Genomic DNA, 14985 nt, shown 5'->3' with positions numbered 1-14985 from the left:
AAGGTGGTGAAAAAAATGGCAAAAGGCATGCGCGAAATCAAGCGCCAAATCAAAAGTGTTCAAAGCACGAAGCAAATCACCAAAGCAATGGAGATGGTCGCTGCCTCCAAGCTAAGAAAAGCCCAGGAGAAAGCAGAAGCTGCTCGCCCATACTCCGAGAAACTTAAGGAAGTCGTAACAAGCATCGCATCTTCCTCCAATGAGGTCAGTCATCCGATGCTTGTCTCACGTCCGGTTAAGAAAACAGCTTATCTGATCATCACTTCAGACCGTGGTCTTGCGGGTGGATACAATGCCAACATCCTGCGTCAAGTCACACTTACCCTTAAAGAACGCCACTCCTCCCAGGATGAGTATGTTCTCTATGTCATCGGAAGAAAGGGTCGTGATTACTTCAGACGCCGGGAACAGGCCATTGAGTTGGATGTAACGGATCTATCAGATTCGCCTTCTTTTGCAGACATCAAAACCATAGCGAACCAAGCTGTAAATGGATTTGAGGAAGGTAAGTTTGATGAGATTTATATCTGTTACAGCCGTTTTGTGAATGCACTTACTCAAGTTCCAACCGTTGAGAAGCTTCTGCCTATGGAAAGACCAGAGAAACAATCCACGGGTGCTTCTGCTCAATATGAGTATGAACCTTCTGCGGATGCTGTGCTGGAAGCTCTTCTTCCACGCTATGCAGAAACGTTGATCTACGGTGCGCTCTTGAACGGTAAAGCAAGTGAGCTTGGTGCCAAGATGACCGCCATGGGATCTGCGACGAAGAATGCCTCCAAGCTTATTGGAGAGCTGTCTCTTACGTATAACCGTGCTCGTCAGGCTGCGATCACGCAAGAGATTACGGAAATCGTTGCGGGAGCTAACGCTCAATCTTAAAGTCATGTACGGAATAATATAAATCGAAGGCTAATCAGGGATTAATGTTAATGGAGAAATAAATATTTCTTTGGACTTTTTGATCTGTTATAGCTTGTAGGAGGGAACTAAAAGATGAATAAAGGACGCGTTGTCAGCATACAGGGTGCGGTCGTTGACGTCGAGTTCGACCGCGGCGGACTCCCGGATATTAATAATGCGATTACGATCAATACAACTACAGACAGCGGCACCGAGATCAATCTGACTCTTGAAGCAGCAAAACATCTTGGTGATAACCGTGTACGTTGTATTGCCATGTCTTCCACAGACGGTCTTGTACGCGGCATGGAAGCAGTGAATACAACACAAGCAATCTCCGTTCCTGTTGGTGAGGCTACTTTGGGACGTGTATTTAACGTATTGGGCGAGCCGATTGATAATGGAACAACGATTCAAGCCGACGTTACTCGTAACCCGATTCACCGTCAAGCACCTAAGTTTGAAGAATTGTCTACACAAGCAGAAATGCTGGAAACAGGAATCAAAGTTATCGACTTGCTTGCTCCTTATGCTAAGGGTGGTAAGATCGGTCTCTTCGGTGGTGCCGGTGTAGGTAAGACCGTTACGATTCAGGAGCTTATCAATAACATTGCACAAGAGCACGGTGGTATCTCCGTATTTGCCGGTGTTGGTGAGCGTACACGTGAAGGTAATGACTTGTACCATGAAATGACGGATTCCGGCGTTATCAGCAAGACGGCAATGGTATTCGGACAGATGAACGAGCCACCAGGTGCACGTCTTCGCGTAGCGTTGACAGGTCTGACAATGGCAGAATATTTCCGTGATCAAGAAGGAAGAGACGTACTTCTCTTCATCGATAACATCTTCCGCTTTACTCAAGCGGGTTCTGAAGTATCCGCTTTGCTCGGTCGTATGCCGTCTGCGGTAGGTTATCAGCCTACACTTGCAACGGAAATGGGACAATTGCAAGAGCGTATTACTTCCACGAAGACAGGTTCCGTTACTTCCATCCAAGCGATCTATGTACCAGCCGATGACTATACGGATCCGGCTCCAGCAACAACCTTTGCTCACTTGGATGCAACGACAAACCTTGAGCGTAAAATCTCTGAGATGGGTATCTATCCTGCGGTAGATCCTCTTGCTTCCAGCTCCCGTATTCTTACACCGGACGTTGTGGGTGAAGAGCATTACAATGTGGCACAAGGCGTTAAGCGTATCTTGGCTCGTTATAATGAGCTTCAAGACATCATCGCGATCCTGGGTATGGACGAGCTTAGTGAAGAAGATAAAATGCTCGTTGCACGTGCACGTAAAATTCAACGTTTCTTGTCCCAGCCGTTCCACGTAGCAGAAGCATTTAACGGTATTCCGGGTAAATATGTTCCTGTTAAAGAAACAGTACGCAGCTTTAAAGAAATCCTCGACGGCAAGTACGATCATCTTCCGGAAGCTGCATTCTTGTTCGTGGGTACTATTGAAGAAGCTGTAGAAAAAGCAAAATCAATGGAATAGTTCTTAAGACTTAGAACTAATGATCCACACATGAAGTGAACTATCCCTTGCGGATAGTGTTCAGGAGGGATGACAGTGAGCACCTTTTTATTGGAAATCGTAACTCCGGAGCGACTCATCTACTCTGAACAGGCTGACAGTCTGGTTGTACGAGGTCTAGAGGGAGAACTGGGTATTTTACCTGGTCACGTACCCTTCGTGACTCCATTGCAGATTGCCCCTGTAACGATTAAAGCGAACGGTAAAGAGCAAAAGATCGCCGTTGCCGGTGGATTTGTTGAAGTTCGCAAAGAGAAGGTCGTTATTCTGGCTGAAAGTGCGGAGCTGGCTAATGAGATCGATGTTGATCGTGCAAGAGCTGCGAAAGAGCGTGCAGAAACACGTCTATCGAGCAATCGGGATCAATTTGATCACAGACGTGCTGAGCTTGCACTGCAAAAAGCCATGAACCGACTTAAAGTTTCCGGTCAGTAATCAATAAGTTAGAATGAAGCTTTGAGATCATTCTAAATATATATGAACTGAAGAAGGATTTGGGGCATGAATGTGTCCCAGATCCTTCTTTTAATTTTTTGATATTATTTCCGAGGAAATGACAGAGAATTGCTCGGACAAACAGGAAATGTGTCTGAAAGAGAACAATTTTGACGGAAGTGACGTATATTGGCAGTCAGATAAGGTATTTGGCATGTTGACAAGGGGACGTCTACCGACTATGATTTCTCAGTGTGTGATTTTCTGATGTTATGATAAAGGCGGAGGGTAGGATATGGATCAATTGGTGAACGACCAGCTTAATCAAGCGGTTAGTGTGAATGGTCTGGTAGCGATGATCGTTTCACTCGCCTGTGTTGCCTTAGCTTGGTGGTCATTACAGCATTTGAAATTGGATTTATTCGTACGTCACCCGCAGAGTCCCCAAGCAAGGATGCTGCAGCTGTTAATCGCAATTGTCATTGGTCATTTCGTATCTGAGTTCATACTAAAGTATTTAAGCTGGACTCAAATGCTGAGATATCTGTTCTAGTGAATTTACATAAATTCACTTCGCAGAATCAATTTCATAGTATAAGTTGTTCAAGAAATTGATTCAGTCATGTGAGATTTAATCAAATGTGCTGTTCAGCTTGTTTTCGACCAGGAATTACCATAAAGCAAGGTGAAGAATAATTTTATAAAAATCTTGTTTTAAAGATATATAAAGCTGGTTAATCTCTGTTAGGCAAGAACAACACGGCTTTTGTCGAATAACATCATGTATTTATGTGAACAATGAAAGTAATGAATGTCCTTGAATAAGATGGGTCAAACAAGTGTTAATGGAAGTTGGAACTTGAATATTCTGCCTTAATTGAAAAAATGCTTGTCTCCTTTATTTATAAGGTGTTATGATGGAATTTAGGGGATTAGCGAATGACTCGCTTTTTCTTCGATTTGTAGTGTAGTTATGATCAAATTATTCTAATAACAATGAAAACGATTCTTTTCTGAAGAAAGACATCTTGACGAACATTAAATGATGATGTCGAATTTTCCGATTCATTCGGGCAAGCAACGGATGATCTGTTTTACAGGATCTAAGATTGTAAGCAGAAAAGGGAAAAAAACGCGCGGAGGGAACCATGATGAGCAAATTTATCGTCCGCGGAGGCAAGAGATTGACCGGAAGTGTCAAAGTCAGCGGCGCTAAAAATTCAGTTCTTCCGATCATCGCCGCCTCTCTCTTAGGGGAAGTAGGAGTAAGCACAATTATTGATGCACCTCCTCTCGACGATGTGATGACTATTAACAAAGTACTGGAATCGCTAGGAGCGGAAGTACAATACCAGGATGAGGTAATTACTGTAAATGCAACGAATTTAACTTCGTGCGAGGCCCCTTACGAATGGGTTACGAAAATGCGGGCTTCCTTTTTGGTTATGGGTCCTTTGCTAACTCGGATGGGTTATACAAAAATATCTTTACCAGGCGGATGCGCCATTGGTACTCGCCCGATTGACCAGCATCTCAAAGGGTTTGAAGCGATGGGTGCGGAAATCAGCCTTGGTCAAGGTTATATAGAAGCACGTTCTAACGGCAAGCTGCGTGGAGCTAAGATTTATCTGGACGTAGCCAGTGTGGGAGCGACAGAGAATATCATGATGGCAGCTACACTTGCTGAAGGAACAACGACGATTGAGAATGCAGCAAAAGAGCCTGAGATTGTCGATCTTGCTAACTACCTCAATGGAATGGGTGCTAAGGTTCGCGGTGCGGGTACAGGTGTCATTCGTATTGATGGAGTTGACAAACTTCATGGCGTGAAGCACACCGTTATTCCTGACCGGATTGAAGCAGGTACCTATATGGCGGCAGCTGCCATTACAGGCGGCGACGTTTATGTCGAGGGAGCGATCTCGGATCACCTCGGTCCGGTTATCTCCAAGATGGAAGAAATGGGCGTAACCATTATTCCTGATGAGAACGGTGTTCGTGTAATTGCGGACGGTCCTCTCAAAGCTGTAGATGTCAAAACCTTACCATACCCAGGTTTCCCTACAGATATGCAATCGCAGATGATGGCGCTCTTGCTTAAATCTGAAGGAACCAGTGTTGTAACGGAAACGGTGTTTGAGAATCGCTTTATGCATGTCGATGAGTTTAATCTGATGAATGCCGAAATTAAAGTAGAAGGCCGCTCTTCTATTATTACGGGCGGTGCTAAGCTGACCGGAGCCAAAGTCACATCGACAGACCTGCGTGCAGGGGCGGCTCTGATCTTGGCTGGATTAATTGCTGACGGTACGACAGAGGTCGGTGGTGTACATCATATCGATCGTGGATATGTTCATTTGGCTGAGAAGCTGAATGGCCTTGGTGCTGACATTTACCGTGTATCTGTGGAAGAGCCGAAGCTGGAGAACAAGGCAAGCGAGAAGAAGGCGGAAGAAACACCTCTCTTCAAAGTTCAATCCAGTCTGGCATAAGGATAATACAAATATATGCAACAGTGTGTTCGAACAGAGAACCAGGCTCCTAGCAGCCCTGGTTCTTTTTTTTGATTTTATATTGATTAAAGTAAGTTACTAAAAGTGTAATTCTACGAATTTGGAAAAAGCAAGGATTAGAGCCTGTGTTATCTACTATTAGTAGCAGCTTCTAATATGAAGCGGTAACAGCTCCTATATGGAATGTTTTTAAAATGATTATAATGACGCGCTGCATGCGCATTTAGGGTTTGAATACGATGTAAGATCACTCTATAACGACCTGCTAGTCTCTTCATTTCGATTCTCTTATTTGGTTCTATCAGATGGTGGGGACTCATATGTATAGTCTATGAAGTCTCTACGAGCCTTGTTTGAAACATGGACAGGCAAATAGAACGGAGGGAAACACGAAGATGAGCAAGATACGCAGCAATACATCTTATAAGAAAGAACGAGTACGCACTTATCGAAGAAGCCGGATCGTCCGAATCCCATGGCCAGATCGTCATTCTGTTAATTCTAATCCCACAGAGCAGGAAGAGGTGGAATCTACTCCGTACTTGATCTCAAAAAAGAAGCAGAACGCACCTGACTCTACCCTAATAGATATCAACGTGATACAAAAAAAAGAAGAAAGTAAAAGGTTAAAAAAACTGAATCATCAGATTACAGCTGCTGAGGAGGCGCCCGTCAAGCATGACTTCAATGAGAAACATGCAGGACATCAATCAGGGTTGAAGCAGACGGCTTCTATCAGAAACAAGCTGCCTGAGGTGTTTTTCTTCGGTACGGCAGGAAAAACAGCGGCTGAATCGGAGACGGATCCAGGGGGTAAGTTGCAGCCAGGGGTGGGGCCGCAGCCGGATCGTTCGCCGGCTGCTCACGAAGAGGACGGGCCGGCTCCCGCCACGGCCCGTTACGTCTGGCGCCGCGGCAGCAGCTCGCGGCGCCCCCCTCGGCGGCGCTTCGCACCTGCCGCCGGCCTCGCGGGGCTGGCCCTCACCGCACTGCTGATCCCAGCAGTGCTCGCTTGGCCCCGCGAGGGGACCCCGCCGCAGCCAGCGCCAGCGGCGGAGCAAACCGCGCCTCCCGCCGGCAGCAGCACCGGCGGGAAGGCGCCGCAGGAGGCAGCAGCTCCGCCGGCTGCCTCAGCGCCGGATACACCTGGGCCGGCCGTTACGCAGCCGGCCCAGGTGTATCCCGAACCCACGGTGCGCGTCTACCTGGCGGAGACGGGCACCATTGATACGGTGACGCTGGAGCAGTACGTCACCGGGGTACTGGCGGCCGAAATGCCTTCGGACTTCGGCCTCGAGGCGTTGAAGGCGCAGGCCATTGCCGCGCGCACTTATATCGTGAAGCGTCTCGCCGCAGGCAATGCCAGCGGCGTTCCGGTCAGCGGTGCTGATGTCACAGATACTGTGGATCACCAGGTTTATCATCCGTACGGCGGTCTGGAAGACAAGTGGGCCGAGCTAGGCAAGCAAGAGGAATGGGCCAAGCTGGAGCAGGCTGTCCGGGAGAGCAAGGATTCGATTATGACGTACAAAGGACAACCGATTACGGCCTCCTTCTTCTCCACCAGCAATGGATACACAGAGAACTCCGAGGAAGTGTGGCAAGAGGCGGTTCCTTACCTTAGAAGCGTGGCAAGTCCATGGGATGCCAAGATTGCACCTGGATTTCAAGAGAGTGTGACAATGACGCGTGTGGAATTTTTGAATAAGCTGAATGTCATTCCGGATCCGGTGCCAGTGTCTACGAATAACGCAGGGGTCAAGCCTTTTATCGAAGTCATCTCCAAGACCGAGGGGAATCGGATCAAAGAGATTCGTGTAGGCAGCAAGATTTTCTCCGGACAAGATATAAGAGAGCTGCTGGGGCTTAGATCTAGTGAGTTCAAATGGTCTACCAAAGGAAATGAGATTACGATCACGACGATCGGCTACGGGCATGGCGTAGGGATGAGCCAGTGGGGGGCGAACGGCATGGCTATGGAAGGATATACAGCAACAGAGATTCTCAAACACTACTATACAGGGATATCGTTCGGACGAGCCTCTGAGCTCTTATATAAAGAGAAATCCTGAACTCTCAAAAAATTTCATAAATATTTTAATAGGCGAGTATAAAAGAGTTGCGCCCGGTAACACTTGTTACTGAGGTGATAGAATATGAATGAACAAAACAAAAATCAAAACCAAGAAGATGCTCCAAAATCCAATCAAGGAGCACAAAGTTCACAACCTTCATCCTGGAAAAGGCTGTTGTCCAAACGGTGGGTATACCCGGCAGCTTACATTGCCGCAGCAGCTATTATACTAACTTTAGTGTGGGTCTACCAGGACACAACCAGACAATCTCTAGTGAATGAGACCGTAAATGAGGTTTCAGAAACAGGAGAATCCGTTCCTACCACTGGAGTGAATCTAGAAGAAGAGCCTGCTAGCAGCGGTGAAGGAGAAGGTACAGCCGAGAATCTCGCATGGCCGGTTGCAAGCCCAGCTGATGTAAGTGTCGTGAAGCCTTTCTATGATTCAGAAGCTTCGAATGAAGAAAAAGCAAGTGCATTGCTAGAGTATGACCAAACGTTTTTTGCCAATGTCGGTATTGACCTCGCAAGAGCAGATGATCAGAGCTTTGAAGTCAAAGCAGCAATGAGCGGTACCGTAACTCGTGTTGAAACACATCCGTTAAACGGAATGGTCGTTGAAATTACACACGACAACGATCTGAAGACGGTATACCAAAGCTTGTCTAACGTAACAGTGAAACAGGATGATAAGGTCAAACAAGGTGATATCATCGCCTCATCCGGAACCAGCGAGCTGAAGAAGGATCTTGGCAACCACGTACACTTTGAAGTATTCGAAGCAGGAAAACCGGTTAATCCAGAGCAGTACCTGCCACAAAAATAATAAAAGATCTATCTTTATAAAGCAGCGGGGAAACCCGCTGTTTTTCTTTTTTGCCGCTTAAATCGCGGAAATGGACAAACCTGTGGATAATGAAAATGAAAATAAATCCATCTACCTAAGCTTGTCACCCTTTGAAACCGTGAATATCTAGGCACGCCCCTCATATAATGTACCAAACTATCCACAGTAGGGAGGCGGGAGCGTGCACGATTACATCAAGGAACGGACCATTAAGATTGGACGCTGCATCGTTGAGACGAGGCATACGGTCCGGACAATCGCCAAAGAATTTGGCGTTTCAAAGAGCACGGTGCATAAGGATTTGACCGAACGGCTGCCGGAAATTAACCCTGATCTTGCCGATCAGGTAAAGCACATTCTTGAGTATCATAAATCCATCCGTCATTTGCGGGGAGGAGAAGCCACCAAGATCAAATATAAGAAATCGAGCGGAAAAAAACGGGAGGTGCTCGCCTCCAGCAAATCTTGAGACCACCCTGCTTAAGATAGGACCAGAAGCATACAAATGCATTGAATACCTCCCCTGAAGTATGATATGTTAAAAGATGGGATTACGTCGAAATATGACTAGTATACGATTGAACTTTCACATAAAGTTGCTGTCTTTTGTCGAACAATAGCTATATGAGGGATTAAGCATTCATTTGAGTCATTCGAGTGGTGCGAGATTCGATATGCAGCAAACAACGTATTTTCATGAGGATTTTGCATAAATCCATTCGTTAACCATTCACCTTATGCAAAATCCCGGACCTATAAAATATCACTTTGGGGGCTCTTTTATATGTTTAGCAAGGATATCGGCATTGATCTTGGCACAGCAAATGTGCTTATTCACGTGAAAGGAAGCGGTGTTGTGCTTGACGAGCCTTCTGTCGTTACGATTGAGAGCGGGTCCAAGAGAGTCCTCGCCGTTGGAGAAGAAGCAAGACGTATGGTAGGGCGTACACCTGGGAACATCGTGGCTATCCGGCCTTTGCGTGATGGGGTCATTGCTGATTTTGATATTACGGAAACGATGCTTAAATATTTCATTCATCGGGTTGGCGGCAAGAATTGGTACAGCCGTCCCCGTATTTTAATATGTGCACCAACCAATATCACTTCTGTAGAACAGAAGGCAATTCGTGAAGCGGCAGAACGTAGTGGGGCGAAGGAAGTATTTCTGGAGGAGGAGCCCAAAGCGGCAGCCATTGGCGCAGGCATGAATATCTATGAGCCGAGTGGAAATATGGTCGTCGATATCGGCGGGGGGACAACGGATGTCGCTGTACTGTCGATGGGTGAGATCGTTACCTCTTCTTCTATTAAAATGGCGGGGGACAAGTTTGACGAAGCTATACTGAAGTATATCAAAAATAAGTACAAGCTTCTGATCGGAGAGCGGACGGCAGAGCATATTAAGATGATGATCGGTACGGTACATCCGAATGGTGAGCAGGCTGAGCTCGATATTCGCGGACGGGACATGGTCAGCGGCTTGCCGAAGACGATTATGGTCACATCAGGTGAGGTTCAGGAGGCATTGTCCGACCCTGTAGAATGGATCGTCGCCTCTGCCAAATCGGTACTGGAGCAGACTCCGCCTGAACTGGCTGCGGATATCATTGATCGTGGAGTGATTTTGACCGGTGGAGGTGCACTGCTCAAAGGATTGGACGAGCTGCTCGCAGAAGAGCTCAGAGTTCCGGTTCTGGTGGCGGAGGATCCGATGCACTGCGTCGTCAAGGGGACGGGCCTGATGCTTAATCATTTGGATCGTTCCCTTAAGAAAAAGTTCTAATCTGCCGATATAGCAATAAGCAGTACATAAATTAAATTGATAACTTATCAAACAGCTGGTCTTTAAATAATATATACAAATATGCTGACAACATGAAGGAGGAGTAAGGTTGATTCGTGGTCTTTATACAGCGGCAGCCGGAATGGTAGCCCAGCAGCGCAGACATGATACCGTGACGCAAAATATCGCCAACTTGAATACAACAGGATACAAGCAGGTGGAGAGCGTGACTCGTTCTTTTCCCGAAATGCTCTTGGAGCGGACAGGAGATGCTTCCTCGCCCGGCAATAAGAAGGTAGGTCTGCTCAACACAGGCGTATATGCGGAGGAGAGCTTGTATTCGAATATCCAAGGAGCGCTTACGCCAACGGAGAACAATATGGATTTTGCGCTGTATTCCGATCTGAATGTGATTGACCCGAATACAGGCCAGGCTGTACCCTTTGATGCGTCAGGTAAATATATTAGCGATAACGGCAGCGTCATTTATCAGCCGCAGGCTTTTTTCACCGTACAGGACAGTGAAGGCAATGTTAAATATACACGGAATGGTGAATTTAGTGTGGATGCTGAAGGGAGACTTCTTAGTGCAACCGGCTACGAAGTGCTGTCAGATAATGGCGAGCCGATTGTGTTGACAGGATCCGTAAATCAATTTAAAGTGGACGAGCAAGGACGTCTGGTGAATGCCGTGAACGGCACCCCTGCAGGGCTTAGTCTAGGAATTTCCATTATTGATCAGCCTCACCAGCTTGTTAAAGAAGGTAATGGTAACTTTGCATTGGATCCTTCTAGTGAAGGGGCGGCAAGGCAGCTGGCAGATGGGGATAATGTACAGGTTCAGCAAGGATTTCTGGAGCAATCTACGGTTGATGCGTCTCAGTCTATGGTAGACATGATGGCGGCGCTGCGACTGTATGAAGCGAATCAGAAGGTAATACAATTCTATGATAAAAGCCTTGAAAAGGCTGTGAATGAGATTGGTCGTGTCTAAATGGATACGGCTAGAGCTTTACATATCTCTTAAGTTTGGGGGGATAATTTATGAATAATTCGATGATAAGTGCACTCGTGTCTATGCAAAGTCTGCAGCAGCGCCTGAATGTAATTGCTGATAACGTTGCGAATGTAGATACGGTGGGATATAAGAGCAAGCAGGCTTCTTTTGAAGATGTACTAACCACGTTCCAGCAGCAGGCTTCACCACTGAACCGGGATGGCCGTGCCACGCCACTGGGCTTTACGCAAGGCTACGGCATTCAGATGGTTTCACTTGCGCAGGATATGACGCAGGGCGAAATGAATGCAACAGGCAATCCGACCGATCTGGCTATTGAAGGCAACGCCCTGTTCGCTGTTGAGGTGAACGGAGAGAAGGCCTGGACCCGGGCAGGGAATTTTCAATTTGTTCCCGACCCAGCAGATCATGAGCGGATGAGACTTGTTACCGCAGAAGGTTACGCTGTTCTCGGCAGAGACGGAGAAGGGATTACCGCACCGGTAAATTCATCTGCTGCTGTAGATGCAAGCGGGAATTTGCTGGTCCGTATAGGCAACTCGCCTAACGCAGCGATTGCAGGTCAGCTGCAATTTGTTGAGCCAATGAGACCGGAGGGGCTCTCTGCAAGTGCGGACAACCTCTATACACTAGCACCGGGAGCGACGGAAGCAGAAGTCTTTGGAGAGAATGCAGCGGCTCGTGTTCCTGCGGGTGCCTCCATTCGTTCCGGTTACCTGGAGACTTCGAATGTGGATCTAACCGCAGAGATGACCAAGATGCTGGAGGTACAGCGCACATACCAGCTGGCTGCGCGTGCACTCAGCTCCAGTGATACCATGTTAAATCTCGCGAATAATATGAGGGCATAGGTGAACGTAATGACTCAAGAAGATACAGCTGTGGTGAAGAAGAAAGGATCTGGGAAGAAGGTCCTGCGCTGGTGGCTCATCCCTATGCTGTTCATTCTGGCACTCGTCGGCGGTATGATTGCGGGTTATGTGGTCGTTGGTGGACAGGATATCGGTTCAGCCTTTGATTATCGTACCTGGAAGCATATTTTTGATCTGGTATTTGCACCATAGACGTTTAACATTTAAAATACGGAAAGCTCCTGTTTAGCAGGAGTTTTCTTTTTGTTCCCGAAAAATGTATAATGATGGGGGACTTTGTGCGTAAAGCAAGGCTCCATTTAACAACAACAAAAAAGGGCTTCTCTATAGCAGGGCAAGCAGCCCATAAGGCTGTTTACGGTTCTGCAAGCGGTAGAGAAACCCCCTTATCTTAACCTTCACTACTGCAGATGATGAAGGATAAGAATAGTTTTGACGAGAAGCTGAGATGTTATGCATAGAATGGAAGGAGTTTTACCAATAATGCTCGATATTAATCAAATTCAAGAGATTATTCCACACCGTCCTCCGTTTTTGCTGGTGGACAAGATCGTGGAGATGGAAGAGGGCAAGCGTGCCGTTGGCATCAAGAATGTGACCATGAATGAACCGTTTTTTACAGGCCACTTTCCCGGTTATCCGGTGATGCCGGGTGTGCTCATTACCGAAGCACTGGCTCAGGTCGGAGCGGTTGCCATTCTTAACGTTGAAGCCAACAAGGGCAAGATCGGATTTTTGGCTGGACTGGATAACTTCCGTTTCCGCGGACAAGTAGTGCCTGGCGATACGCTGGAGCTTGAGGTGGAGATTACCCGTTTGAAGGGCTCCATTGGCAAGGGAAAAGCAACGGCTCGCGTGGAAGGCAAAGTGGTTGCTGAAGGCGAAATCATGTTTGCGTTATCAGATCCTAGATAAATTGGTTAATGATTATATAGTAATAGCAGCTCTAATGGTTGTACTTACTGGATAAACACATAGAGAAAATAATGATCATGGCCGGAGGGAGAAATGATGGTAATGTTAAGTGAAACAGCAGAACGCAGTTTGAATCAATGGCTTGCGGATCCTTCAATCGATGAGGAGACGAAGCAGGAGCTTAAAGAGCTTTCGAATGACACTACAGAATTGGAGGACCGCTTCTACCGAGAGCTGGAATTTGGTACAGGGGGTCTCCGTGGTGTAATTGGAGCAGGAAGCAACCGCATGAACCGTTATACGGTTGGTAAAGCGACGCAAGGATTTGCCAAATATATTCTTGAACAGCATCAAGGCGAAGGGCAGCCTTCTGTTGTCATTGCACATGATTCACGTCACTTCTCACCTGAATTTGCCCTGGAGGCTGCGCTGGTCCTTGCAGCGAATGGGATTGTTGCTAAATTGTATCCATCACTGCGCCCTACGCCGCAGCTGTCTTTTAGCGTAAGACATCTTGCTGCAACAGGAGGTATTGTCGTTACAGCGAGCCACAATCCGCCAGAATATAACGGCTATAAAGTGTACAATGCCTCAGGTGGACAGCTGGTACCGGACGAAGCAGAACGTGTCATCAGCTACATACAGGAGATTTCCTCACTTAGTGAAGTGAAGAAGCTGAACCAGGCTGAAGCCGAGGCTGAAGGACTGCTGGTATGGCTTGGCGAAGAGGAGGATGAAGCGTTTATTGAAACGGTTGCTTCTGTAAGCTTGAACCGTGATCGCATCGCTTCCGAATACGCGAAGGATTTCAACATTGTATTCACGCCGCTGCACGGGACAGGCCATCATCCGGTTCGTCAGGTGCTTGAGCGGATCGGGTTTACGAACCTGCATATCGTACCTGAGCAGGCAGAGCCGGATGCCGAGTTCTCTACCGTGAAATCTCCAAACCCGGAAGAGCGAGAAGCCTTCACCCTGGCGATTGAGCTTGGAGAACAAGTTGGAGCCGATATTCTGATTGGTACCGACCCCGATGCAGATCGGATGGGAGCGGTCGTGAAGGATAAGAACGGCAAATACTTCGTATTGTCCGGCAATCAATCCGGGGCGATTATGACCCATTACCTGCTCAGTCAGATGAAGGAGCGGGGAGAGCTGCCTTCGAACGGTGCGGTTGTCAAGACGATCGTAACGAGTGAGATGGGGGCAGTAATTGCCGAGCATTACGGTGCACAGGTATTTAATACACTGACCGGATTCAAATATATCGGTGAGAAGATGGATGCTTTTGAAGCGACGGGCAGCCATACGTATCTGTTCGGCTATGAAGAGAGCTACGGCTATCTTGCCGGTAATTATGCGAGAGATAAGGATGCGGTCCTTGCAGCGATGTTGATCTGTGAAGCGGCGGCTTATTACAAAGCCCAAGGCAAGACGCTTTACGATGTACTGCAGGAGCTGTACGAGCAGTTCGGCTACTTCCTTGAAGCACTGCAATCGAGAACCTTGAAAGGTAAGGACGGCGTAGCGCAAATCCAGTCCAAAATGACAGATTGGCGTACATCCGCACCTGATCAGGTTGCAGGCATCCGAGTGGCAGAGATGCAGGATTACTCCAAAGGCCTGAACGGTCTGCCAAAAGAAAATGTACTGAAATTTATCCTTGAGGATGGATCCTGGTTCTGCCTTCGTCCATCAGGGACGGAGCCGAAGATTAAGGTTTATTTTGCGGTACAGGGTACTTCTTATGAAGATGCACAAGCACGGATTGATCGTTTGATTGAAGCTGTAATGGCACGTGTGGATGCATAAGGTCAAGGAGTTAACATAAGCAAGACTTTAATTGTAGAGAGCCTTTCCGCACCGTTACGGGTTGTTTGGCGGAAAGGCTCTTCCTATGTCAGCAGATTGCAAGTTTGGTTCAGAAGGAGAATTTTCTGGTTCCTTAGGGCATGATATGAAATGTATAAAAATATGAGGTCATTTTTCACCCTATACACTTATTACCCTCCATCGTAACGATGTATCATGCGATTATAGAAAATTATTATACTTATTTTCTTCAGCTGAATTCATTTCCTTCATT

General features: G+C 47.1%; 14 protein-coding genes. All 14 read left to right on the top strand.

What is annotated here, in order from left to right:
- The first annotated feature begins 15 nt into the window (after window positions 1-15).
- A complete protein-coding gene (atpG, locus tag ACFSVM_RS22635) occupies window positions 16-882 on the top strand; it encodes an ATP synthase F1 subunit gamma (RefSeq protein WP_047912392.1) in 867 nt (288 codons plus the stop codon).
- Window positions 883-996: 114 nt separating this feature from the next.
- Window positions 997-2403, top strand: coding sequence for a F0F1 ATP synthase subunit beta (gene atpD, locus ACFSVM_RS22630; protein WP_076314494.1), 1407 nt, complete (start codon window positions 997-999; stop codon window positions 2401-2403).
- Window positions 2404-2478: 75 nt separating this feature from the next.
- A complete protein-coding gene (locus tag ACFSVM_RS22625) occupies window positions 2479-2877 on the top strand; it encodes a F0F1 ATP synthase subunit epsilon (RefSeq protein ID WP_076314495.1) in 399 nt (132 codons plus the stop codon).
- 295 nt (window positions 2878-3172) lie between these two features.
- Window positions 3173-3430 (top strand): DUF1146 family protein, encoded by a 258-nt coding sequence (locus ACFSVM_RS22620; protein WP_047912388.1) that lies wholly within the window; start codon window positions 3173-3175, stop codon window positions 3428-3430.
- A gap of 598 nt (window positions 3431-4028) precedes the next feature.
- Window positions 4029-5369, top strand: a complete 1341-nt coding sequence (murA, locus tag ACFSVM_RS22615; RefSeq protein WP_083656032.1) for a UDP-N-acetylglucosamine 1-carboxyvinyltransferase — start codon at window positions 4029-4031, stop codon at window positions 5367-5369.
- Between the two features lie 416 nt (window positions 5370-5785).
- Window positions 5786-7462 carry a stage II sporulation protein D gene (gene spoIID, locus ACFSVM_RS22610; RefSeq protein WP_379264727.1) on the top strand — a complete coding sequence of 559 codons (1677 nt, stop codon included), beginning with the start codon at window positions 5786-5788 and terminating at the stop codon, window positions 7460-7462.
- Window positions 7463-7546: 84 nt separating this feature from the next.
- Entirely contained in the window at window positions 7547-8290 is a 744-nt protein-coding gene (locus tag ACFSVM_RS22605; protein ID WP_076314497.1) for a M23 family metallopeptidase, read from the top strand.
- Between the two features lie 202 nt (window positions 8291-8492).
- Window positions 8493-8780 carry a sporulation transcriptional regulator SpoIIID gene (gene spoIIID / locus ACFSVM_RS22600; RefSeq protein ID WP_047912385.1) on the top strand — a complete coding sequence of 96 codons (288 nt, stop codon included), beginning with the start codon at window positions 8493-8495 and terminating at the stop codon, window positions 8778-8780.
- A 315-nt stretch (window positions 8781-9095) separates the two neighbouring features.
- The gene (gene mreB / locus ACFSVM_RS22595) at window positions 9096-10094 is read left to right on the top strand and encodes a rod shape-determining protein (RefSeq protein WP_047912384.1); all 999 of its coding nucleotides are present in this window, start codon (window positions 9096-9098) and stop codon (window positions 10092-10094) included.
- A gap of 109 nt (window positions 10095-10203) precedes the next feature.
- Window positions 10204-11088: a flagellar hook-basal body protein gene (locus ACFSVM_RS22590; RefSeq protein ID WP_076314498.1), complete on the top strand. Its 885-nt coding sequence runs from the start codon at window positions 10204-10206 to the stop codon at window positions 11086-11088.
- Between the two features lie 50 nt (window positions 11089-11138).
- The gene (locus ACFSVM_RS22585; RefSeq protein WP_076314499.1) at window positions 11139-11963 is read left to right on the top strand and encodes a flagellar hook-basal body protein; all 825 of its coding nucleotides are present in this window, start codon (window positions 11139-11141) and stop codon (window positions 11961-11963) included.
- A gap of 9 nt (window positions 11964-11972) precedes the next feature.
- Window positions 11973-12176 carry a DNA-directed RNA polymerase subunit beta gene (locus ACFSVM_RS22580; protein ID WP_076314614.1) on the top strand — a complete coding sequence of 68 codons (204 nt, stop codon included), beginning with the start codon at window positions 11973-11975 and terminating at the stop codon, window positions 12174-12176.
- A gap of 291 nt (window positions 12177-12467) precedes the next feature.
- Window positions 12468-12899, top strand: coding sequence for a 3-hydroxyacyl-ACP dehydratase FabZ (gene fabZ / locus ACFSVM_RS22575; RefSeq protein WP_047912381.1), 432 nt, complete (start codon window positions 12468-12470; stop codon window positions 12897-12899).
- 96 nt (window positions 12900-12995) lie between these two features.
- Entirely contained in the window at window positions 12996-14711 is a 1716-nt protein-coding gene (locus tag ACFSVM_RS22570) for a phospho-sugar mutase (RefSeq protein ID WP_379265223.1), read from the top strand.
- The last annotated feature ends 274 nt before the right edge of the window (window positions 14712-14985 follow it).

Origin of the sequence: Paenibacillus shunpengii (genome assembly GCF_042684905.1) — a bacterium.
GTDB lineage: Bacteria > Bacillota > Bacilli > Paenibacillales > Paenibacillaceae > Paenibacillus > Paenibacillus shunpengii.
This window is presented reverse-complemented; position numbering and strand designations above follow the sequence as displayed.

Bases quoted from the DNA above. Each gene is read 5' to 3' on its own strand.
- fabZ (WP_047912381.1), top strand. From the start codon at position 12,468: ATGCTCGATATTAATCAAATTCAAGAGATTATTCCACACCGTCCTCCG.
- murA (WP_083656032.1), top strand. From the start codon at position 4,029: ATGAGCAAATTTATCGTCCGCGGAGGCAAGAGATTGACCGGAAGTGTC.
- ACFSVM_RS22580 (WP_076314614.1), top strand. From the start codon at position 11,973: ATGACTCAAGAAGATACAGCTGTGGTGAAGAAGAAAGGATCTGGGAAG.
- ACFSVM_RS22605 (WP_076314497.1), top strand. From the start codon at position 7,547: ATGAATGAACAAAACAAAAATCAAAACCAAGAAGATGCTCCAAAATCC.
- ACFSVM_RS22570 (WP_379265223.1), top strand. From the start codon at position 12,996: ATGGTAATGTTAAGTGAAACAGCAGAACGCAGTTTGAATCAATGGCTT.
- ACFSVM_RS22620 (WP_047912388.1), top strand. From the start codon at position 3,173: ATGGATCAATTGGTGAACGACCAGCTTAATCAAGCGGTTAGTGTGAAT.
- atpG (WP_047912392.1), top strand. From the start codon at position 16: ATGGCAAAAGGCATGCGCGAAATCAAGCGCCAAATCAAAAGTGTTCAA.
- ACFSVM_RS22585 (WP_076314499.1), top strand. From the start codon at position 11,139: ATGAATAATTCGATGATAAGTGCACTCGTGTCTATGCAAAGTCTGCAG.
- atpD (WP_076314494.1), top strand. From the start codon at position 997: ATGAATAAAGGACGCGTTGTCAGCATACAGGGTGCGGTCGTTGACGTC.
- spoIID (WP_379264727.1), top strand. From the start codon at position 5,786: ATGAGCAAGATACGCAGCAATACATCTTATAAGAAAGAACGAGTACGC.
- mreB (WP_047912384.1), top strand. From the start codon at position 9,096: ATGTTTAGCAAGGATATCGGCATTGATCTTGGCACAGCAAATGTGCTT.